Here is a 19,397-nt window from a genome sequence, read left to right as displayed (position 1 = left end):
GAGGGGGGTGTCTGGGCTCATGGTCGGCGGCAGGAGGGGTCGTCGGCCCGTGATCCTACAGGGCGGGCCTGAACCGCGCTGCGCCGCTTTGGCACAAAGCCCCGGCATGGGGGGCGTTCACTGGCCGTGGCACAGGTGCCCGGCGCGTGACAAGCTGGGCTGATCGCCCGATCTCGGGCCCTTCCGGATGGTTTACCCGCGCAATGGACGCGGCCGTGTCTGGGTATAAATCCTGGGCCCCAAGCTGTCTGCCGCAACCCGCCATGCATCCCTTGCCCGATCACCCTTTCCGCCACACGCCCGCTGTGGGAGGCGCCCGCCATGCGCTGCGCGCTGTGGGCCGTGTCCTGGCGCTGTCCGCCTTGCCGCTGTGCCTGGCCGCCTGCACGACCTGGTTGCCCAATGCGCAGCTGGGCAGCTCGTCCACAGCCGTGTCGGCACCCGGCGCCAAGCCTGTCCCGCAGCCAGAGACCCTCTGGGCCCTGACCACCGCGCAGCAGCTCATCCAGGTGCGGCTCGACCGGCCGCAGGTCGTGCTGCAACGGCGTGCGCTGAGCGGCCTGCCCGAGGGCGAAGACATCATCGGCATGGATTTCCGTGTGGCCCGTGGCGTGCTGTTCGCCCTGGCCCGCAGTGGTCGCCTCTACACGGTCGACACGACCACGGGTGTGGCCCAGGCCGTGGCGGCACCGCCCTTGGCGCAGCCCCTGGTGGGCGAGGCCTTCGGCGTCGACTTCAACCCGGCGGTGGACCGTGTCCGTGTCGTCAGCGTCACCGGGCAGAACCTGCGCCTGCACCCCGACACCGGCCTGATGATCGACGGCAACCCCAAAGAACCAGGCGTGCAGCCCGATGCCCCGCTGAGCTACGTGCAGGGTGACGTCAACGCCGGCCGCCCACCTGCCGTCACCGCCGTGGCCTACACCTACAACCAGGAGAACGAGAAGATCACCACGCTCTATGGCATCGACCGTGTCATGGGCACCCTGGTGCGCCAGGGCTCGGTGGAGGGCACCCAGCCCGTGGTCTCGCCCGACACCGGCCGACTCACCACCATCGGTTCGCTGGGCACCGGCGCCTTGCTGGACGCCGCCTTCGACATCTCCGATGTGCGCAACACCGCCTTGCTGGCCACCCGCACGGCCACCGACCCGCGCACGCGTCTCTACGTGCTCGACCTGAAAACCGGCCAACCCACGCTGCGCGGCATCCTGGCCGATGGCAAGCCGATCCGGGGCATCGCCATCGAGCCCTGAAACGGCGGCCTGACGGCCACATCCAGCAACCGAGCAGTCAGGCCCCGCAAGGGGCCTTTTTGTTTTGGTGCGTGTGCACCAGTTTCTGTCTGCACCGCATGGCCTGACACCGCGCGGTGCACCCGTGTGGCGCGAACCCATCTGGCAAGGGCGTTTCATGGGCGCCTTTCTGCCCGGTTTTGACCTGGCACGCGAGATGCATTGTCTGCTTCGGTATTACCAATCGTTCAAATCGTAATAACCGTTGATGGGGCAGATCACGATGTCTTGCAAAGCATTTACCCAACGTCTGGCCGGTGGCTTCAAGGCCCTGGTCTTCACCTCGGCCCTGCTGGGCAGCCAGGCCGGCTGGTCGGCCCAGCCACTCAAGATCGGCTACAGCGACTGGCCGGGCTGGGTCGCCTGGCAGGTGGCCATCGACAAGGGCTGGTTCAAGCAGGCCGGTGTCGACGTCAAGTTCGACTGGTTCGATTACTCCGCCTCGATGGAGGCCTTTGCCGCCGGCAAGATCGACGCGGTCACCGTCACCAATGGCGATGCCCTGGTCACCGGTGCGGGCGGCGCCAAGAGCGTGATGATCATGCTCACCGACTACTCCAACGGCAACGACATGATCGTGGCCAAGCCCGGCATCAAGTCCCTCAAGGACCTGAAGGGCAAGAAGGTGGCGGTCGAGTCCGGTCTGGTCGAACACCTGCTGCTGCTCAACGGCCTGAAGAAGGCGGGCATGAAGGAGTCCGATGTCACCCTGGTCAATGCCAAGACCAACGAAATGCCGCAGGTGCTGGCCTCGGGCGAGGTGGCCGCTGTGGGGGCCTGGCAGCCGATCGCGGGCCAGGCCATCAAGGCGGTACCGGGTGCCAAACCCCTGCTCACATCGGCCGACGAGCCCGGCCTGATCTACGACGTGCTCACCGTCAACCCCGCCAGCCTGGCCAGCCGCAAGGCTGACTGGCAGAAGGTCGTGGGCGTGTGGGACAAGGTCGTGGCCTACATCGAAGACCCCAAGACCCAGCCCGATGCCGTGAAGATCATGGCCGCGCGTGTGGGGGTGCCGCCGGCGGCCTACACCCAGTTTCTCAAGGGCACCAAGCTGCTGTCGCTGGCCGAGGGCAAGAAGGTCATGGTCAAGGCCGAAGGCTTCAAGTCGCTCTACGGCTCCAGCCAGATTGCCGACGACTTCAACGTGAAGAACGCGGTCTACAAGGCCCCGCAAAAGGTCGACACCTACATCGACCCCAGCCTGACCAACGCCGCGGCCAAGTGAGGCCTGACGAGTCCCGCGATGCCACGCCAGCAGACCTCAGCCATGAACCAGACCGGATGGTGGGCCGTTCGCGCGCCCTTGTCGGCCACGCAGCGCCTGGTGCTGGGCATCGCGGCCTTCGTGCTGCCACTGCTGCTGTGGTGCGCGGTGAGCTACCTGCCCTTCGTGTGGCACCCGCTGGTGGCCGTGAGCGATCCGGGCGGGGTGGACTACTTCGAGCCCGGCATGCGCCTGGAAGCCAGCGTGTTTGCCGACGAAGTGCAGGCCATGCGCGAAGCCGGCAAGCCCCTGCCTCAGGGCGAGCCGGCCAACCCCGTCTACCTGCCGGCGCCGCACGAGGTGGCCATGGCCTTCTACACGGGTTTCACCAGCCCGCCCGATCAGAAAGACGCACCCTGGCTGCACCAGAGCCTGTGGCACAGCATGCAGATCATCTTCTGGGGCTTCTTGATCTCGTCGGTGATCGGCGTGCCACTGGGCATCCTGTGTGGCACCTACAGCGCGATGGCGCGCCTGAACGAGCCCTTCATCGAGTTCTTCCGCTACCTGCCGGCCCCGGCCTTTGGCGCCCTGGCCGTGGCCATCCTGGGCATCCACGACGGCCCGAAGATCGCCATCATCGTCATCGGCACGCTCTTCCAGCAGGTGCTGATCGTGGCGAACACCACGCGCCAGCTTGACCACGCCTTGCTGGAAGCCGCCATGACCCTGGGCACACGTGGCTGGCGCCTGGTGCTCAAGGTGGTGGTGCCCGGCATCCTGCCCCAGCTCTACCGAGACCAGCGCGTGCTGCTGGGCTGGGCCTGGACCTACCTCATCGTGGCCGAGCTGATCGGCACCAGCTCCGGCATCACCTTCTTCATCACCCAGCAGGCCCGTTACCAGCATTTCGACAAGGTCTATGCCGCCATCGTGATGATCGGGCTGATCGGCCTGGGCATCGACCTGCTGCTGGCCTGGCTGGGCCGCCGGCTCTTTCCCTGGCAGCCGCCGCGCAGCCAGCACTGAGGGGATCACACCATGAGCCAGTCCTACCTGGACCAGAGCGACGCCGTTCGTGCGCGCTTCGACCGCCTCAAGGCCCGCGAGGTCATCCTCGAGGTCAAGGGCCTGGGCAAGACCTATCCTTCTCCGCAAGGGGAAGTGACCGCCTTGAAGGGCATCGATTTCCGCACCCATCGCCGTGAATTCGTCTGCGTGATCGGGCCCTCAGGCTGCGGGAAGTCCACCCTCATCCGCATCCTGGCCGGGCTGGAGCAGGCCAGCTGCGGTGAGGTGTTGCTCGATGGGCAGCCTGTCACCGGCCCCGGCAAGGACCGCGGCATGGTCTTCCAGGGCTACACGCTGTTTCCCTGGCTGACCGTGCAGCGCAACGTCATGTTCGGCCTCGAGGCCAATGGGGCAGGGCGCAACGAGGCCGAAGCCCAGGCGCGACAGTGGCTGGAGCTGGTGGGCCTGAGTGCCTTTGCCCACCACTACCCACACCAGCTCTCGGGCGGCATGAAGCAGCGCGTGGCCATCGCCCGCGCGCTGGCCAACCAGCCGCGCATCCTGCTGATGGACGAGCCCTTTGGCGCCCTCGACGCCCAGACCCGTGCCCGCATGCAGGCCCACCTGCTCGAGATCTGGAAAAACATCGACATCACCGTGCTCTTCATCACCCACGACCTCGACGAAGCCATCTTCCTTGCCGACCGCATCCTGGTGCTCAAGGCCCACCCTGGCGAGGTGCAGGAGCTGATCGAGGTGCCCGTGCCGCGCCCGCGTTCGGCCGCCCAGGTCGGCAGCCCCGAGTTCCAGGCCACCAAGGCCCGGCTGGGGGCCCTCATTCACCCACCCCAGCCCGACTCGGCGGAGGGCGGTGCCGATGACTTCGTGCCCCGCCTGATCCGCTTCACCCATGTCACCGACAACGTCGAGTGAATGCAGCCACCGCACCTCTCGCATCCCCAACGCATTGCCTTCAAGGAGGACACGACCATGTTCTGGTCTGAACTGACCTGGGCCGAATTGCCCGACAAGCTCGATGCCATCGGGCACGCCGCCATCTTGCCTGTGGGGGCGACCGAGCAGCACGGCCCCCACATGGGCTGCGGCATGGACGCCGTCATCGCCGACCACCTCTGCCGCGCCGTGGCACAAAAGACCGGTGTGCCCATGCTGCCCACGCTGCCCTACGGCTGCTCGCTGGGCCACAGCCGCCGATGGCCGGGGACCATCCCCGTCCAGCCCATCACCCTGATCGAGCTGGTCAAGCAGATTGGCGATGGCGCCTACCACTCGGGCGTGCGGCGCCTGTTCATCGTCAACACCCACGTCACCAACGCCGCGCCATTGCGTTGCGCGCTGGAGATGCTGCGCGCCGAGCACGACGACCTGATGGTCGCCGTCATCAACTCCCCCGCCATCAGCGAGCGCGTGCGGCGCTTCCACTTTGCCGATGCCGAAGACTGGCACGCCAACGACGCCGAAACCTCGCTGATGCTGGCCCTGGCGCCAGAGATGGTGCGCCCCGAACTGCTGAGCCAGGCCGACGACCCCGATCGCACCGAAGGCCAGGTCTTCGCCCACCCGGTCAACCGCACCAGCCTCAACGGTGTGACGGGCTCGCCCAGCCTGGCCACGGCGGCCAAGGGCCGTGAAGGCTTTGACTGGATGGTGGAAGACCTCTCGGCCCTGGTCCAGCGCGGCCTGACCCAGACCCCGCCTCTGGCGCATTCCTTCTTCGACCGCGTCTGAGCCAATCGGCGCACTTCCCCCGTTCATCCCCCGGAGTCACTCCATGCACACCCCCGAAGACATCCTTGCCCTCCAGCAAGCCCTCAAGGCCAAGGGCGTGAAGTACTGCATCGGCGCTTACGTCGACATCCACGGCATCCAGAAGGGCAAGGTCGTGCCCATCGACCACCTCCCGCAGATGGCCGCCGGCTCGGAGCGCTACACCGGCTACGCCCTCGATGGCCTGGGCCAGGCGCCCAATGAAGACGAGCTCACCTCCATACCCGACCTGAACCACATCGTCCAGCTGCCCTGGGAGCCCACCGTGGCGTGGATGCCAGCCGACAATGCCTTCCAGGGCAAGCCCTACCCCCTGAGCACCCGCGTGGCGCTCAAGAACGTGCTGGCACAGGCCGCCGAAATGGGCTTTGGCATGAACCTGGGCATCGAGTGCGAGATCTACCTGCTCAAGCAAGGCGCCGACGGCAGCCTCAGCGTGCCCAATCCGGATGACAAGCTGGTCAAGCCCTGCTACGACGTGCAGGGCTTCCTCGACAGCATGGGCTGGCTGGACAAGGTCGCCACCTGCATCAACGACCTGGGCTGGGACCTCTACTCCTTCGACCACGAGGACGCCAACGGCCAGTTCGAGTTCGACTTCAACTACGCCGATGCGCTCACCACCTGCGATCGCATGACCTTCTTCCGCATGATGGCCAAACACTACGCCAAGGAAGAAGGGCTGCTGGCCACCATGATGCCCAAGCCCTTTGCCGACAAGACCGGCACGGGCGCGCACTTCAACATGTCGCTCTACGACCTCAAGACCGGCAAGAACCTGTTCGCCTGCGACCCCAAGGACGACCCGCGCGGCATCGGCCTCACGCCCCTGGGCTACCAGTTCGTGGCCGGCATCCTCAAGCATGGCCGCGCCCTGTGCGCCGCCTTCGCGCCCACGGTCAACAGCTACAAGCGCCTGGTGCGCCGCGGCGCCATGAGCTACTTCTCCTGGGCGCCGGTGTTCAACTCCTATGGCTCCAACAACCGCACCAACTCGGTGCGCATTCCGGCGGGCGGCGGGCGCTGCGAGTCGCGCAATGCCGACGGAGCGGTCAACCCCTATCTGGCCGCGACCCTGGCCCTGGCCGCCGGCCTGGAGGGCATCCGCGAAGGGCTGAACCCCGGTGCGCCCAACGAAGATAATCTCTATGAACTCGACGATGCCCAGCGCCGCGAGCGCGGCATCGACTTCCTGCCCCAGACCTTGCAGGAAGCCGTCCAGGCCTTTGCCGCCGACCCCCTGGTCGAACGCACCCTGGGCAAGGCCCTGCGCGACGAGTTCATCAAGTACAAGACCCAGGAATGGGAGGCCTACCACCTGTCGGTCAGCAAGTGGGAGGTGGAACGCTACAGCCACATGTTCTGACACCGATGGACGACCAACCCACCTCATCTGCGGCAGAAGGCCGCGCCAGCCCGGTCACGCGCATCAGCATCTCGATGCCGGAAGACCTGCTGACCGACCTTGACGACATGGTGGCCGCACGCGGCTTCGAGAGCCGCTCCCAGGCCATCGCCACCATGATCAACGAGCAACTGCTGGAGCACAAACGCCAGCTTGGCCAGCAGGTGATGGTGGGCACGATCACCCTGTTTTATGACCGATCCGTGCGCGGGCTGCAAAAGCAGCTGGCCGATCTGCAATGCGAGCACATCGACGAGGTGATCAGCTCGCTGCACGTGCACCTGGCGCAGAACCAGATGATGGAGGTGGTGCTGGTGCAGGGGCCGGCCGCCAAGCTGCAGGCCATCGCCAACGAAATGATCACCCAGCGCGGCGTGGTCACCGGTCGCCTGCAACTGATGGCCGCGACCATCCCGCCGCTTCACCCCTTGCCGGGCGCGGGCGCCTGAGGCGGCGCTCGGCCCGCATCAAGCCGTCGTCAGCCCGGAATGAGCACCGCCGATGTTGGCTCGGCCGGGTCGTAGTAGACCTTGACCTTCATGCCGACCTGGAAGGGCGCGATCTCCTGCATGGCCGAGGCCTGGTCGAAGTGGTGTCGGCCCAGGGCTCGCAAGCGCTTGCCCACATGGCGTTGACCATTGACGTGGTATTCGTAGACCACCTCGGTCTGCCACTGGTGCACGGGTTCGCCGCGTGCGTCACCGGTCTGGTTGGCGGCAAAGACGCGGGCCTGCAGCATCTCCCCCTCCACCGTGGGCCATTGCGGGCTGGCCTGTTTCACCTGCCAGGCACGCCAGCCCAGCACACCGAATAGCAGCACGAAGCCGATGAGGATGAACTTGCCGAGCTGGTCGTCCATGGTGTGGGTGCCGGAGAGGGAATGCGTGGGCGCGATCAGGCCATTGTGCCGCCACAATTGAGGGCAGCAGGGCACCAGGGGTGATTGCGCCCCTTGCCCCCCAGCCTGAAGATCACCCAAGCCCATCCCATGTCCGACGCCAGCCCGTTTTACGCCCACCTCTCTCGCCTGCGTTTCATCAAGCGCTGGGGCCTGATGCGCAATGCCGTCGAAGAGGACGTGGCCCAGCACAGCTGGGAGGTGGCCGTGCTGGCCCATGCCCTGGCGGTCATCAGCCGTGACGTCTTCCAGCAGCCGGTTGACCCGAACGCCGTGGCCACGCGGGCGCTCTTCCACGACGCCACCGAGGCCATCACGGGCGACTTGCCCACGCCGGTGAAGTATTCGCCGGCCATGCGCCACGCCACGGCCAACCTCGAGGGTGAGGTCTGCGAAGAGATGCTGGGCCTGTTGCCTGCGGCGCTGTTGCCCGCGCTGCGGCCCGTGATGGACCACCACGATTGGCCCGAGGCCGATGCACGCCTGGTGAAGTCGGCCGACCGGCTGGCCGCCTGGCTGAAGTGCCGGGCCGAGCTGCGCTACGGCAACACCGAGTTTGCGCAGGCCGAGCAGCAGGTACGCGGCAAGCTCGAAGAGCACATGACGCCCGAACTGCGCTACTTCCTGGACACCTTTGGCGGCGCCTTCGAGCTCACGCTGGACTCGCTCATGCAAGGTGAGTGAGCCGCTGAATGGGCAAGGGGGCGGACCCTCTCAGGCCCGCCCCCTTGTCTTGCATGCGTGCGATCAGAGGACGCGCACGGTGACCAGGGTCTGGTCCAGCAGCTGGTAGGCGATCTCGCCAAAGGTGATGGGGCCATGCACGCCGCCGATGGCCTTGCCTTCCAGCTCGCCGAACACGAAGTTCAGGATGCAGTTGCACGACAGGGCAGCACCCGTGGTGTCCTGGGTGGCCAGGCGCTCGCGGAAGGTGCCAGCGTAGTCGCCCACGGGTTTGGCGAAGCGGTAGTCCACGCCCGGGAAGACCGGTGCGTACAGGCTGACCTTGCCGGTGGCGGCATCGACCTTCTGCAGCGACACGTTCACGTGCGCACCGGCATAGTCGCCAACCAGGGGCAGCTTGCCGCCATCCAGACCGCGCTTGGCGAGGTAGTCGGCAAACTTCACGGTTTCGCCGTTCACCTTGCACTCGCTCACCTCGAAGGTCGTGGTATCGAAGTGCAGCACGTCGCCACCATCGGGCTCGAACAGGTTGACGATGTCAACCTGCACCAGCTTGTCTTCCGGCAGGGCCACGTAGGCCACCACGGCGCGGTCTTCGTACTTGGTCGCGGTGCGGCCGTCGTAGACCTTGGGGGTGACCTTGCCGATGTCGTTGAGGTGCACGCCCGAGATCCAGCCCACGGTGGGCTTCAGGAAGGCGTCGGGGTAGTTGGCGGCCTCGGCCGAGAAGCGCTGGTGGGCGCTGCTGCCGGCCGGGATGATGGTTTGTGCGAAGCCATTGCCAGGGGCGTTGGCCACGATGCCTTCGAGTTCATCAGGGCCGTAGCTGGCGACGCTGGCCGAGCCGATGGCCGACAGCACGGTGGCAAAGACGCGGTCGTCCTGCACGACCACGCCGCCTTCAGCGACCATGAAATACGGAATGGTGCCGGCGATCCAGTTGCCGGCGGGCAGCTTGTCGAGGGCCGATTCCGGGCCCGCGAGAGACAGGACCTTGCCTGCCTTGATCAGATCGGCCGCAGCCTGAACGGTGATGAGTTGGTTCATGGTGGGCGTTCCTCAGAGGCTGCTCAGTTGTTGGACTTCGGAAGGGAGGACTTTCTCCCATTTCGTGAAAAAGGCCTGGATCTCGGCGGCCTTGACAGCGACCGAATCGGTGCTGCGCTCCAGGCGCTTGGTCATCAACTGGGTGCCCAGGTGCTGGGTCTTGATCTTGGCCAGCGCGCCACTGGCGAGTCGTTGCCAGCAGGGATGGTTCGGGGGGGGCAGGGCCATGCGATGGTCTCCTTGGGTCAGGTCCACGGTCCGACTCGACGGTGCGAGGCGGTCTTGTTGTGACAGGATTTCGGTCATGGCCCCCGGCGCTGTAGGTGTTTCTGGCTCGGTCGAGGGTTTGTCCTGATGCAGATCAAATGGGCCCTGAATCGGGGTGTCCTGCTTTGAGACAGGGGCGTGAAGGATTGCACAGACGAAAAAAAACCGCCACGTGGGTGGCGGTTTGTCGCGGTGAGCGAAGGTGGCGTCAAGCCACCCCAGGCATCACAGAGCGCGGATGTTCGCAGCTTGCGGGCCCTTGGGGCCTTGCTTCACTTCAAATTCGACGCGCTGGTTTTCTTGCAGGCTGCGGAAACCGCCACCGTTCTTGATTTCGCTGTGATGGGCGAACAGGTCCTTGCTGCCATCTTCAGGGGAGATGAAACCAAAGCCCTTGCCATCGTCAAACCACTTGACCGTGCCGTTTTGCGTACTCATGGATGTGTTCCTTGTTGAGTGTTGAAAATAAAAAACCACCTCCGCCGTGAACCCACGACAGGAGGACAGAAACACTCAAGAAACGCCAAACCTGGAAATTTGCTTGGGCCGGACCACTGATTGGTGAAAACCAGAGCGGAGCGGTAAAAAAACTTGACCTTGAGAAAACGGTCTTTTGCATCACTGTGGGCGCAGTCTAACCCCCACAGCGTTTCCGTGCCATGTTTATTTTCAGGTTTTGCAAATGTCGGGTGAATGATGGCGGGAACGGCGCTTCAAGGCGTCAACGCCGAGCGGACCAGTGGGGCAAAAGCGGTGCGCCATGACAAGCGAGGGCAGGGCGGCCTTCAATGTCTGCATCCACCTTCTCAACCTCCAGCGAGACCCACCATGCCCGCCCTCCTGACCACCACCGTGTCCCTTGACCTCAAAGCCGCCAAGACCAATGGCCTGGCCGACCTGGGTGTGCCCATGGCCGAGTCCACCCTGGTCAAGAAGGGCAAGCTGGGCGAGTTCGACCAGTTGCAGGACAGCGGGCGCATTGGCCGCCGCTTTCAGAACCTGCGCGCCACGCTGGTCAAGGCCGAGCAGGGCGGAGAGGTGCACACCACGCTGATCCTCTCGCTCGAAGCCTTTGGTGACGACAACGTGCCCGTGGCGGGCAACCAGGGCGTGTCCGTGCAACTGCTGGCCGCGGACAAGGTCCTGGCCGAGCACAAGCTGGGTGCGCTCTTCCTGCCTTTTGGCTCCTGCTGGTACGACAACCGCTTCGCCGTCGAACTGCCCAAGGAGCTGTTCGACGCCTGCGACCGGCTCCAGTTCGTCGCCCACGCCGATGAGGTGCGTGCCCTCTGATCCCGTCCTTCACTTCGCCCATCGGGAGCCCCTCATGGCTTTTCAGACCCTGTGCAAACAACGCTACCTTGGTGAGGGCGAAACCGCCCCTTTCCTGCTCGATGGCCGCGAGGTGCTGGTGATCTGGCCCGATGGCGGCCAGCCACGTGCCTTCCAGGGCGTGTGTCCGCACGAGAACCAGTCCCTGGTCAACAACTCCGATTTCAACGGCCGCGTGTTGACCTGCACGGTGCATGGCTGGGTCTTCGATGGCCGCACGGGGCAGGGCCTGCGCCCCACAGGCTGTCAGCTCGACGAATACCCGCTGCGCATGGTGGACGGCATGGTCGAGGTCGACCTCGACGAGGTCCTGAACTGAAGTCACCCCATCGGAGGGCTCACCAGCCTGGACCGCCCATGGTCTTGCGCAGGTGGGTGTAGTCGTAGAGGTCGCTCAGCATGAAGTGGCGGTTCAGCGGATCGCCCATGTGCGTCAGCGTGGCCGCATCGCCCTCGGTCCACTGGCGGGCCGTGCGGCGGAACTCCTGCGGCATGCTCAGGTTGAAGCCCGAGGGCTGCAACAGCAGTTGGCAGACCTGCTCAAACAGCAGTCGGTAGCGCTCGTCTTCCGGAGCGAGGTAGGCGTCGCCAAAGTCCTCGCGGTAGCGGCCGAACAGGCGCAGGTAGTCGTCGGCATCGGGGTGGTCCATGGCCGTGATGGTGGCGTGCGTGGTCCCGGTCGGCAACGCGACCGCGCAATCCCGACCATGCTGCCCTGCTACCGATCCGGGCGAACAATGGGCCCATGTCCGCCGCGCCCGAACCCGACACCGATGCCTTGCCGCTGCCACCCGATCTGGGCGGGCGCTTCGAGCAACTGGTCACCGACCGGCAGCTCAAGGCCGGCCGCGCGCTGGCTCAGGCCATGGCGATTGGCGAGGGCGACAGCGTGCTGGAACTCGGCTCCGGTACCGGGTTGTTGAGCGGGCACCTGGCCGACCGGGTCGGCATGCGGGGCGATGTGCTGGGGCTGGACCCTTCGCCGTATCACATGGCCATCGCCTACCAGCGTTCGCGTCCCAACCTGCGCTTTCAGGTGGGCTCACCGGCCGACCTCAGCCGCTTCCCCAATGGTTGTTTCCATGCCATCACGGCCATCGGCCTGTTGCACACCTGGCCCGAGCCGCTGAGCACTTTGCAGGCCCTGCGGCGTGTGCTCAAACCCGGCGGCCGCCTGGGCCTGGTCACGCATGCGGCCCAACCCCTTCACCCGGTGGCCCTGGCGGCCCAGGCCGTGCTGCAACGCCCGCCTTATGCGGCCTGCCCCATGCCCCCAGAGGACGCCGACCACGCCGTGAGCGCGCCCGATCTGGTCGCCCTCTTGCGCGAGGCCGGCTTTGCCGACGTGCAGGTGGAGGCCCAGGTCGATGCCATGCGCTACGCCACCCCGCAGGCCGCCATCGCCCACGTGGATGCGGCGTCCTGGGGGCGCTTCTTGCGCCACCTCCCCAGCAAGCCGGTGGACCTGCGTGCCGCGGCCCTGGCCGAGATCGCCGTGGCCTTGTCGATCGCACGCGGGCCCGATGGGTTGGTGCACGAAGGGCTGCGCCTTGTTGCCGTGGCCCATCAGGCCGAGTCTCCAGCACCTCCATCACCCCCCCATCGCCTGCGCGAGGAACCCCCATGAGCCTGCTCAACATCGCGTGGCGCGCCCACCCCGATTTCCCACTGGTCATTGCCTTCAACCGAGATGAGCGGCACGACCGCCCTACGGCGCCCGCCGCCTGGTGGCCTGAGTACGAGGGGCTGTTGGCGGGCCGCGATCTGCAGGGCGGTGGCACCTGGTTCGGCGTCCACAAGGGCGATGGCCGTTTTGCCCTGGTCACGGCCTTTCGAGAGGCCGCAGCGGCCCCGGCCGATGCGCCCAGCCGGGGTGGCCTGCCCATCGGCTTCTTCGCATCGGATGAGGATCCGGTGGCGCATGCCCGGCGCTTCTCTCGAGACAAGGGGCCGTATGCGCCTTTCAACCTCATCGTGGGCAACCCGCGTCAGGCGCATTACGCTGCCACGCGATCACGGCTGTCGCTGCCGCTGACCGAGGGCATCCACTGTCTGGGCAATGGCCTGGTCGACCAGAAGTGGCCCAACACCGATCGGCTCGACACCGTGTTCGGCGCCTACATCAAGGCCGTGGGGGGCTTCGTGACCCTGCTGGACGCCTATCCTCGTCTGCGCGATGTGCTGGCCGGGCGCGACTACACCCTCACCATGCCGGTGGACGAACTGCAGCCCAGCGACATCGCCTCCGCCTGCTTTGCCATGCTGGGCGACACGGTCATGGCCCGCAGCGGCCTGCCCGAGACCGGGCTGGACGCCGCGGAGGAGGCCCGACGATCGGCCATCTTCGTGAAGGGCGCCGAGCACGGCACCCGCGCCAGCACCGTGCTGGTCATGGCGCGCGATGGGCGCGTGCACTTTGAAGAGCGCAGCTTCGATGCGGCGGGCGAGCCCAGCGGCACCGTGCTGGAAACCTGGCAGCAGGACGCGGCCGTGTTCGGTGCCAACGAGTGAGCGCGACTGCCCGCCGGTTCAGAAGGCGTCGGTTTGCGTCAGCAGGCCCACGTTGCCTCCGGCGGCGGTGGTGTTGACGGTCAGGGTCTGTTCGCTGCAGAAGCGTGGCAGGTAGTGGGGGCCGCCCGCCTTGGGGCCGGTGCCGCTGAGGCCCTCGCCCCCAAAGGGCTGCAGACCCACCACGGCCCCCACCATGTTGCGGTTCACGTAGACGTTGCCGACGCGGGCGCGTTCGGCCATCTGGCGCGCCCGGCTGTCGATGCGCGTCTGGATGCCCAGCGTGAGCCCATAGCCCAGCGCATTGACCTCGTCGACCAGGGCCAGCGGGTCGCCCGACCAGCGAACCACGTGCAGCACGGGGCCGAAGATCTCCTGTTTCAGGTCCGACACCCTCTCCAGCTCGAAAGCCTGGGGCGGGATCAAGGTGCCATGCCCGCTGGCGGCGGGCAGCAAGGCCCGGGCCGTGCCGCGCAGGTGCATCAGGTGGTGCTCGATGGCGTCGGCCGCGTCCTGGTCGATCACGGGGCCCACATCGGTGCTGAGCAGGTGGGCCTCCCCCACGACCAGCTCGGCCGCCGCGCCCTGGATCATCTCGATCAGCTTGTCGGCAATCGCTTCGTGCACACACAGCAGGCGCAGGGCCGAGCAGCGCTGGCCGGCCGAGCGGAAGGCGCTTTGCACCACGGCATCGGCCACCTGCTCGGGCAGGGCGGTCGAGTCGACGATCATGGCGTTGAGGCCGCCGGTTTCGGCGATCAGCGGGACGATGGGCCCCTCCTTCGCGGCCAGCGCGCGCTGGATGTGTTTGGCCACAGGCGTGGAGCCCGTGAAGGCCACGCCTGCGATCAGCGGGTGGGCGACCAGGGCGGCGCCCACGGTTTCGCCAGGACCGTGCAGCAGTTGCAGGGCATCGGTGTGCACCCCTGCCTCGTGCAGCAGCTCGACCATGGCCAGGGCCACGCCGGGGGTCTGTTCCGCCGGCTTGGCCAGCACGGTGTTGCCGGTGACCAGGGCCGCGGCGATCTGGCCGGTGAAGATGGCCAGCGGGAAGTTCCAGGGGCTGATGCAGACCCAGGCGCCACGCCCGTGCAGCCGCAGTTCATTGTGTTCGCCGGTCACGCCCGGGCCCCCTGCGGGCAGCGCAACGGGCGCCATCAGGCGCTCGGCCTCGGAGGCGTTGTAGCGCAGGAAATCGATGGCCTCGCGCACCTCGGCAACGGCGTCCCCCCAGGTCTTGTGGGCCTCTTTGACCAGCAGGGTGCAGAAGCGCGGCATGTCACGCTGCAGGGCCTTGGCCGCACGGCGCAAGGTGGCGGCCCGTTCGGCCACCGGCAGGGCGTTCCAGTCGGGCTGGGCCTTCACGGCCTGCAGCACGGCCACGTCCACAAAGCCGGCTTTGGCCTCGGGCACATGGGGCACGGCGTTCACAGGATGGGTGTGCAGCAGGGTCTGCAGGTGCGCTTCAAAGGCCAGGTCCAGGCCCGCGCTGTTGGTGCGTTGCGGACCGAACAGCGCCTCGGGCAGGGGCAGCGAAGGCTGGGGGCTGGCTTGCAGCGGCGAGCGCAGCAGTTCGCCCAGGTCGGTGTGGGGATCGGCCAGCTGGTGCACGAAAGAGGAGTTGGCGCCGTTCTCCAGCAGGCGACGTACCAGGTAGGCCAGCAGGTCGCGGTGCTGCCCCACGGGCGCATAGACGCGGCAGCTCAGCGCAGGGTCCTGCAGCACCTCGCGGTACAGCCCTTCGCCCATGCCATGCAGGCGTTGCAGCTCACAGGGTGAGCCGGTGGCGCGCGCCATCATCACGATGGCCGCCACCGTGCCGGCGTTGTGCGTCGCGAACTGCGGGAAGACGGCGTCGGGTGCGGCCAGCAGCGTGCGGGCGCAGGCCAGGTAGCTGATGTCGGTGTGGTGCTTGTGCGTGAACACGGGGTAGCTGGGCAGGCCCAGCTCCTGGGTGCGCTTGATTTCGGCGTCCCAGTAGGCGCCTTTGACCAGGCGGCACATCAGCTTCACATGGTGCTGGCGAGCCAGCGCGATCACGTGCTCGACCAGTTCCAGGGCGCGCGTCTGGTAGGCCTGCATGGCCAGGCCAAAGCCTTCCCAGAAGGGATGGCGCTGGGCCACTTCGCGCAGAACGGCTTCGAAGACGTCCAGCGACAGCTCCAGGCGCTCGGTCTCTTCGGCGTCGATCGTGAGGTTGACATTGGCCCGTGCGGCCTGGTCGCACAGGGCCAGCACCGTCGGCACCAGTTCGCGCATCACGCGCTCGCGCTGGGCCACCTCGTAACGCGGGTGCAGGGCGCTGAGCTTGATCGAGATGCCGTCGCGCTGCGTGCAGCCACCTTGCTCGGTCACGCGGGTGGCGATCTGCGCCAGCGCGTGCGTGTAGCTGCGGAAATAGCCCAGGGCATCGGCCTCCGTGCGGGCGCCTTCGCCCAGCATGTCGAAGCTGAAGCGCACGTTGGTGTACTGCGCATGGGCCTGGGCCGATTGCTGCAGCGCGTCTTCGATGGTTTCGCCCAGCACGAACTGGCGGCCCAGCAGCTGCACGGCGCGCACCGTGGCGGCCACGACGGCCTTGGCGCCCAGGCGGGTCAGCAGGCCGGGCGTGTGGCCATCTTCGGGCAGGAATTTTTTCGACAAGGCGATCGCCGTGTTCGACAGCCGCGTGAGCGTGGCGTCGGCGCTGCCCGAGAAATCGGCACGGCCGAGCTGGTCTGCCGTGAGGGCGATGGCGGTGTCGGCATCGGGCACGCGCAGCAGGGCCTCGGCCAGGCGCATCAGGGCCAGGCCTTCGCTGCTGGAGATCGGGTACTCCTTGAGCAGCGATTCCATGGCCCAGAAGTGAGGCGGGTTGTCGCGCACGGCCTGTACCCAGGGCGTGGCCAGGCGGGCGACTTCGGGCCAGTCGAGTGCGCCTTGCAAGGCACTCAGGCGGTGGTGGACGACGTCGGCTTCGACGCGGTAGGGGCTGGGCAGGCGCATGGTGTCGACCTTTTCAAAAGGATGCCCAGATCCTCTGTCTCGGGGTGCTGGGGCGTGGCTGCTCCGCGCACCCTCATGCTTCAACAGGTGCGCGACAAAATCAAGTGAGGAATGGGCGGTGAAACCGGTTCACCGCATGGGCGCTTGCTCAGTGGGGCAGGCTGCCGAAGGCCTGTTTCAGCCCCGAGATCAGCATCTCGACCGCCATGGCCGACAGCAGCAGGCCCATGAAGCGCTCCAGGGCCACCAGCCCGGATCGGCCGAGCCGCCGCGACAGCACCTGGGCCGAGGCCAGCACGGCCCAGCCCACGCCCATGGCCAGCACGATGGCGGCCGTCCAGGACCAGGCCCGTTCGGGCTGGCGCGAGGCCAGCAGCACCACCGTGGCCAGGGCCGAGGGCCCGGCGATCAGGGGAATGGCCAGCGGCACCAGCAAGGGCTCGCCTTCGGTTTCAGAGGAAGCAAAGCTCACGCCCATGCTGGGAAAGGCCATGCCCAGGGCGATCAGGAAGAGGATGACGCCACCGGCGATCTCGAGCGCCACGTTGCTCAGGCGCATGGCCTTGAGCAGCGATTCACCGCCCAGCATGAACAGCAGCAGCATCAACGTGGCGATGGCGCATTCTCGGGTGATGACCCACAGGCGCCGTTCTTTCGGCACGTCTTTCAGCAGGCTGATGACCACGGGCACGTTGCCCAAGGGGTCGGTCACGATCAACAGCACGATGAATGCCGAGAGGAAATCGTGTTCCATGCTCAGGCTTCCCTGGGCTGGAGTGAGGGTGCCGCGGTTTTCACCGGCCATTGCGACAGCATCACCCCCAGCACGATGAGCGCAGCACCCAGCAGCGCCCGCCCCGCGAGCACCTCGTGGATGTAGAACACGGCAGTGATGGCGGCAAACACCGGCTCCAGGCCATACATCAGCGCGGCCTCGACGGCGCGCACGCGGGCCTGGCCCCAGGCCTGCAGCCAGACGATGCCGGCACTGGCCACCAGACCCAGGTAAACAATGGGCCAGAGGTGGGCCTCTGCCCGCGTGCCCAGTGTGGCGAGGGCGTCACCGTGCACGCCGAGCACACCCACGCCGCCCAGGCCCAGCATCACGAACGATTGCACAGCGGCCAGTCGCTCAGGGCGGCAGGGCAGGCCTTCGCGGGCCGTGGCCTTGGCGCAGGATTCAAAGGTCAGCACATAGGCGGCATAGACGAAGGCGCTGGCCAGGGTCAGCGTGTCGCCCAGGCTCCAGGGTGCCGATTCGTAGAACAGACCGGTCATGCCCAGCACCGACAGCACCGCGCCCGCCACCACCGGCCAGCCCAGGCGTTGCCCAAGCGTGCTGGCGATGATGGGCACCAGCACCACGTTCAGGCCGGTCAGGAAGGCGTTGCGGTTGCTGCTGGTGAGCCCCAGGCCACTGACCTGCAGGGCCGTGGCCACAAACATCACCTTGCCCATCAACAGGCCCCAGCGCCACTCCTGCGGGCGCAGGCCACGCAGGAAGGGCCAGAGCACGGCCGACGACACCGCAAAACGCAGCACGATGATCTCGAAGGCCTGCAGATCGCCACTCATCGCCTTCATGGCAGGGAAGGTCGTGCCCCACACCATGGTGACGGCGAGCAGGGCGAGCAGCCCCCAGCGGTGGCGGCTGCCAGCCAGGGGAAGGGCGCTCGAGGGATCGGCCTGGAGGAGGCTCATGCGTTCATGCTTTCTGCGGGGCGTCGGTCAAGCCGAGGGCTCAGTTGAAGGTGTAACGGGCCATCAGGTTGAAGCGCGACAGGTCGCCCTTCTCGCCCGCCAGCGTCTTGCGCTGGCCGTGGATGTACTCGGCACCCAGGTCCACGTTCTTCACGGGGTTGTAGATCAGGCCGGCGTGGAGCTGGTAGACGCTCTTGTTGATGCCGTACTGCCCGGAACCCAGACCGTTGGCCAGTGCGAACTCGGTGTAGGCATTGCTGTAGTTCTGCTGCCAGCCACCCACGAAGTTGTAGCGCAGGGTGTCGGTGGCCTTGAACTGGTAACCGGCGACCACGCCCACGGCGCGTTCGGTCAGCACCTTGTTGTTGGCCTCATCGATGAACGCACCTTCGATGTAGTTGAAGTAGCGCCCGATGCCGCTGCCGTAGGTCACGGCCAGGCTCAGCATGTCCTGGCCACCGCGCATCTTCAGCAGGGTCGTGGCGCCCAGGCCGTAACCGCGCTTGGCCGCGTCCACGTTGCTGTTGACCACCTTCACTTCCTGGGTCACGCCGCGGACGCTGACATTGCCCCAGTCAAAGCCCTTGTCCCAGCGCACGACCACATCTGGCGAGGTCGACAGGCCATCGGTCACGACGGAACCCGTGGCGTCATAGGCGTAACTCACCGGGTTCTCCAGCGCCACCGTCAGGCCGCCGATGTCCGGGGCGTTGTAGGTGTAGCGGATCAGGCCCTGGCGGATGAAGGTCGAGCCGATGGGGCCGTTGAAGTCGACGGTCTCGGGCGAGTTGTCGAGGTCCATGAAGGTCGACCAGGTCTGGCCGACCGTGAAGCCGGCGAAGGTGCCGTAGGCCTGGCGCAGGCGGAAGCCGTAGGAGTTGGTCGCCTGCTGCGTCAGGATCGCACCCTTGGTGAGGCCCGATGCGGCATTGCCCGTGCGCGGGTCGTTGTTGAAGTCTCCCTCGATCTTCACGCCCATGGGGCCAAAGGCCGTGGGGGTGGAGGCCTCGACGCCCAGGCGCGAGGTGCGGGCGTGGATCAGGGTCTGGCCCTTGCGCGCGGTCGTGCCGTTGATCGGGGCGTAGGGGGTGAAGGTGGAGTAGTCGTTGTCCGAGTTGTCGCCCTTGAATTCGTGGATGGCGTTCAGCTCGGCGTAGCCATAGAGCTTGATCGACGTGTCGGAGCCCGGCAGTCGGAAGCTGCCCGGGATGTCGCCCGCGACCACGGCGTCCTTCTGCTTGAGTTCGATGGCGTCGATGCGCTCGGCCA

General features: G+C 66.7%; 21 protein-coding genes. 12 read left to right on the top strand and 9 right to left on the bottom strand.

The annotated features are described in order from the left end of the window. Window positions 1-272: 272 nt before the first annotated feature. From QZ994_RS11810 to nikR, 7 genes are all read left to right on the top strand, one after another. Window positions 273-1,256 carry a DUF4394 domain-containing protein gene (locus QZ994_RS11810; protein WP_290871637.1) on the top strand — a complete coding sequence of 328 codons (984 nt, stop codon included), beginning with the start codon at window positions 273-275 and terminating at the stop codon, window positions 1,254-1,256. Window positions 1,257-1,518: 262 nt separating this feature from the next. Continuing rightward, entirely contained in the window at window positions 1,519-2,523 is a 1,005-nt protein-coding gene (locus QZ994_RS11805; RefSeq protein WP_290871636.1) for an ABC transporter substrate-binding protein, read from the top strand. A 42-nt stretch (window positions 2,524-2,565) separates the two neighbouring features. Next, complete coding sequence (locus QZ994_RS11800) at window positions 2,566-3,531, top strand: ABC transporter permease (RefSeq protein WP_290871635.1); 966 nt, start codon at window positions 2,566-2,568, stop codon at window positions 3,529-3,531. A 12-nt stretch (window positions 3,532-3,543) separates the two neighbouring features. After that, entirely contained in the window at window positions 3,544-4,446 is a 903-nt protein-coding gene (locus tag QZ994_RS11795; RefSeq protein WP_290871634.1) for an ABC transporter ATP-binding protein, read from the top strand. Between the two features lie 57 nt (window positions 4,447-4,503). Then, window positions 4,504-5,262 (top strand): creatininase family protein, encoded by a 759-nt coding sequence (locus QZ994_RS11790; protein WP_290871633.1) that lies wholly within the window; start codon window positions 4,504-4,506, stop codon window positions 5,260-5,262. A 43-nt stretch (window positions 5,263-5,305) separates the two neighbouring features. Further along, window positions 5,306-6,667 carry a type III glutamate--ammonia ligase gene (gene glnT, locus QZ994_RS11785; protein WP_290871632.1) on the top strand — a complete coding sequence of 454 codons (1,362 nt, stop codon included), beginning with the start codon at window positions 5,306-5,308 and terminating at the stop codon, window positions 6,665-6,667. A gap of 5 nt (window positions 6,668-6,672) precedes the next feature. After that, entirely contained in the window at window positions 6,673-7,155 is a 483-nt protein-coding gene (gene nikR / locus QZ994_RS11780; protein WP_290871631.1) for a nickel-responsive transcriptional regulator NikR, read from the top strand. A 29-nt stretch (window positions 7,156-7,184) separates the two neighbouring features. On the opposite strand, the gene QZ994_RS11775 is transcribed toward nikR, so the two are convergent. Next, window positions 7,185-7,565 (bottom strand): DUF3592 domain-containing protein, encoded by a 381-nt coding sequence (locus QZ994_RS11775; RefSeq protein WP_290871630.1) that lies wholly within the window; start codon window positions 7,563-7,565, stop codon window positions 7,185-7,187. Between the two features lie 129 nt (window positions 7,566-7,694). Between QZ994_RS11775 and yfbR the strand changes: the two genes are divergently transcribed. Continuing rightward, window positions 7,695-8,288, top strand: coding sequence for a 5'-deoxynucleotidase (gene yfbR / locus QZ994_RS11770; protein ID WP_290871629.1), 594 nt, complete (start codon window positions 7,695-7,697; stop codon window positions 8,286-8,288). 63 nt (window positions 8,289-8,351) lie between these two features. On the opposite strand, the gene QZ994_RS11765 is transcribed toward yfbR, so the two are convergent. The 3 genes from QZ994_RS11765 to QZ994_RS11755 all read right to left on the bottom strand — a co-directional run bounded on the left by QZ994_RS11765 (window position 8,352) and on the right by QZ994_RS11755 (window position 10,040). After that, complete coding sequence (locus tag QZ994_RS11765; protein ID WP_290871628.1) at window positions 8,352-9,335, bottom strand: hypothetical protein; 984 nt, start codon at window positions 9,333-9,335, stop codon at window positions 8,352-8,354. A 12-nt stretch (window positions 9,336-9,347) separates the two neighbouring features. After that, entirely contained in the window at window positions 9,348-9,563 is a 216-nt protein-coding gene (locus QZ994_RS11760) for a hypothetical protein (RefSeq protein WP_290871627.1), read from the bottom strand. Window positions 9,564-9,827: 264 nt separating this feature from the next. Beyond that, complete coding sequence (locus QZ994_RS11755) at window positions 9,828-10,040, bottom strand: cold-shock protein (protein WP_290871626.1); 213 nt, start codon at window positions 10,038-10,040, stop codon at window positions 9,828-9,830. Window positions 10,041-10,430: 390 nt separating this feature from the next. Between QZ994_RS11755 and QZ994_RS11750 the strand changes: the two genes are divergently transcribed. Then, complete coding sequence (locus QZ994_RS11750; RefSeq protein WP_290871625.1) at window positions 10,431-10,895, top strand: hypothetical protein; 465 nt, start codon at window positions 10,431-10,433, stop codon at window positions 10,893-10,895. Between the two features lie 34 nt (window positions 10,896-10,929). Beyond that, window positions 10,930-11,253, top strand: coding sequence for a Rieske 2Fe-2S domain-containing protein (locus QZ994_RS11745; protein WP_290871624.1), 324 nt, complete (start codon window positions 10,930-10,932; stop codon window positions 11,251-11,253). A 19-nt stretch (window positions 11,254-11,272) separates the two neighbouring features. Here QZ994_RS11745 and QZ994_RS11740 read toward each other — a convergent pair whose 3' ends face one another. Beyond that, window positions 11,273-11,584, bottom strand: coding sequence for a hypothetical protein (locus QZ994_RS11740; RefSeq protein WP_290871623.1), 312 nt, complete (start codon window positions 11,582-11,584; stop codon window positions 11,273-11,275). A gap of 95 nt (window positions 11,585-11,679) precedes the next feature. Between QZ994_RS11740 and QZ994_RS11735 the strand changes: the two genes are divergently transcribed. Continuing rightward, window positions 11,680-12,561, top strand: coding sequence for a class I SAM-dependent methyltransferase (locus QZ994_RS11735; protein ID WP_290871622.1), 882 nt, complete (start codon window positions 11,680-11,682; stop codon window positions 12,559-12,561). Continuing rightward, on the top strand, window positions 12,558-13,445 hold the full coding sequence (locus QZ994_RS11730) for an NRDE family protein (protein ID WP_290871621.1): 888 nt from the start codon (window positions 12,558-12,560) through the stop codon (window positions 13,443-13,445). Before QZ994_RS11735 ends, QZ994_RS11730 begins: the two co-directional genes overlap by 4 nt. Window positions 13,446-13,463: 18 nt before the next feature. Here QZ994_RS11730 and QZ994_RS11725 read toward each other — a convergent pair whose 3' ends face one another. The 4 genes from QZ994_RS11725 to QZ994_RS11710 all read right to left on the bottom strand — a co-directional run. Then, a complete protein-coding gene (locus QZ994_RS11725) occupies window positions 13,464-16,427 on the bottom strand; it encodes an L-glutamate gamma-semialdehyde dehydrogenase (RefSeq protein ID WP_290871620.1) in 2,964 nt (987 codons plus the stop codon). 148 nt (window positions 16,428-16,575) lie between these two features. Beyond that, window positions 16,576-17,181, bottom strand: a complete 606-nt coding sequence (locus QZ994_RS11720; RefSeq protein WP_290871619.1) for a MarC family protein — start codon at window positions 17,179-17,181, stop codon at window positions 16,576-16,578. 2 nt (window positions 17,182-17,183) lie between these two features. After that, window positions 17,184-18,128: a DMT family transporter gene (locus QZ994_RS11715; RefSeq protein WP_290871618.1), complete on the bottom strand. Its 945-nt coding sequence runs from the start codon at window positions 18,126-18,128 to the stop codon at window positions 17,184-17,186. A 40-nt stretch (window positions 18,129-18,168) separates the two neighbouring features. Next, a partial coding sequence (locus QZ994_RS11710) for a DcaP family trimeric outer membrane transporter (protein WP_290871617.1) occupies window positions 18,169-19,397 on the bottom strand: 1,229 nt, incomplete at its 5' end.

This window comes from Aquabacterium sp., from assembly GCF_021768455.1.
GTDB lineage: Bacteria > Pseudomonadota > Gammaproteobacteria > Burkholderiales > Burkholderiaceae_C > Aquabacterium.
Note: the sequence above shows the minus strand (reverse complement) of the source record. Positions and strands in the feature narration are given on the sequence as shown.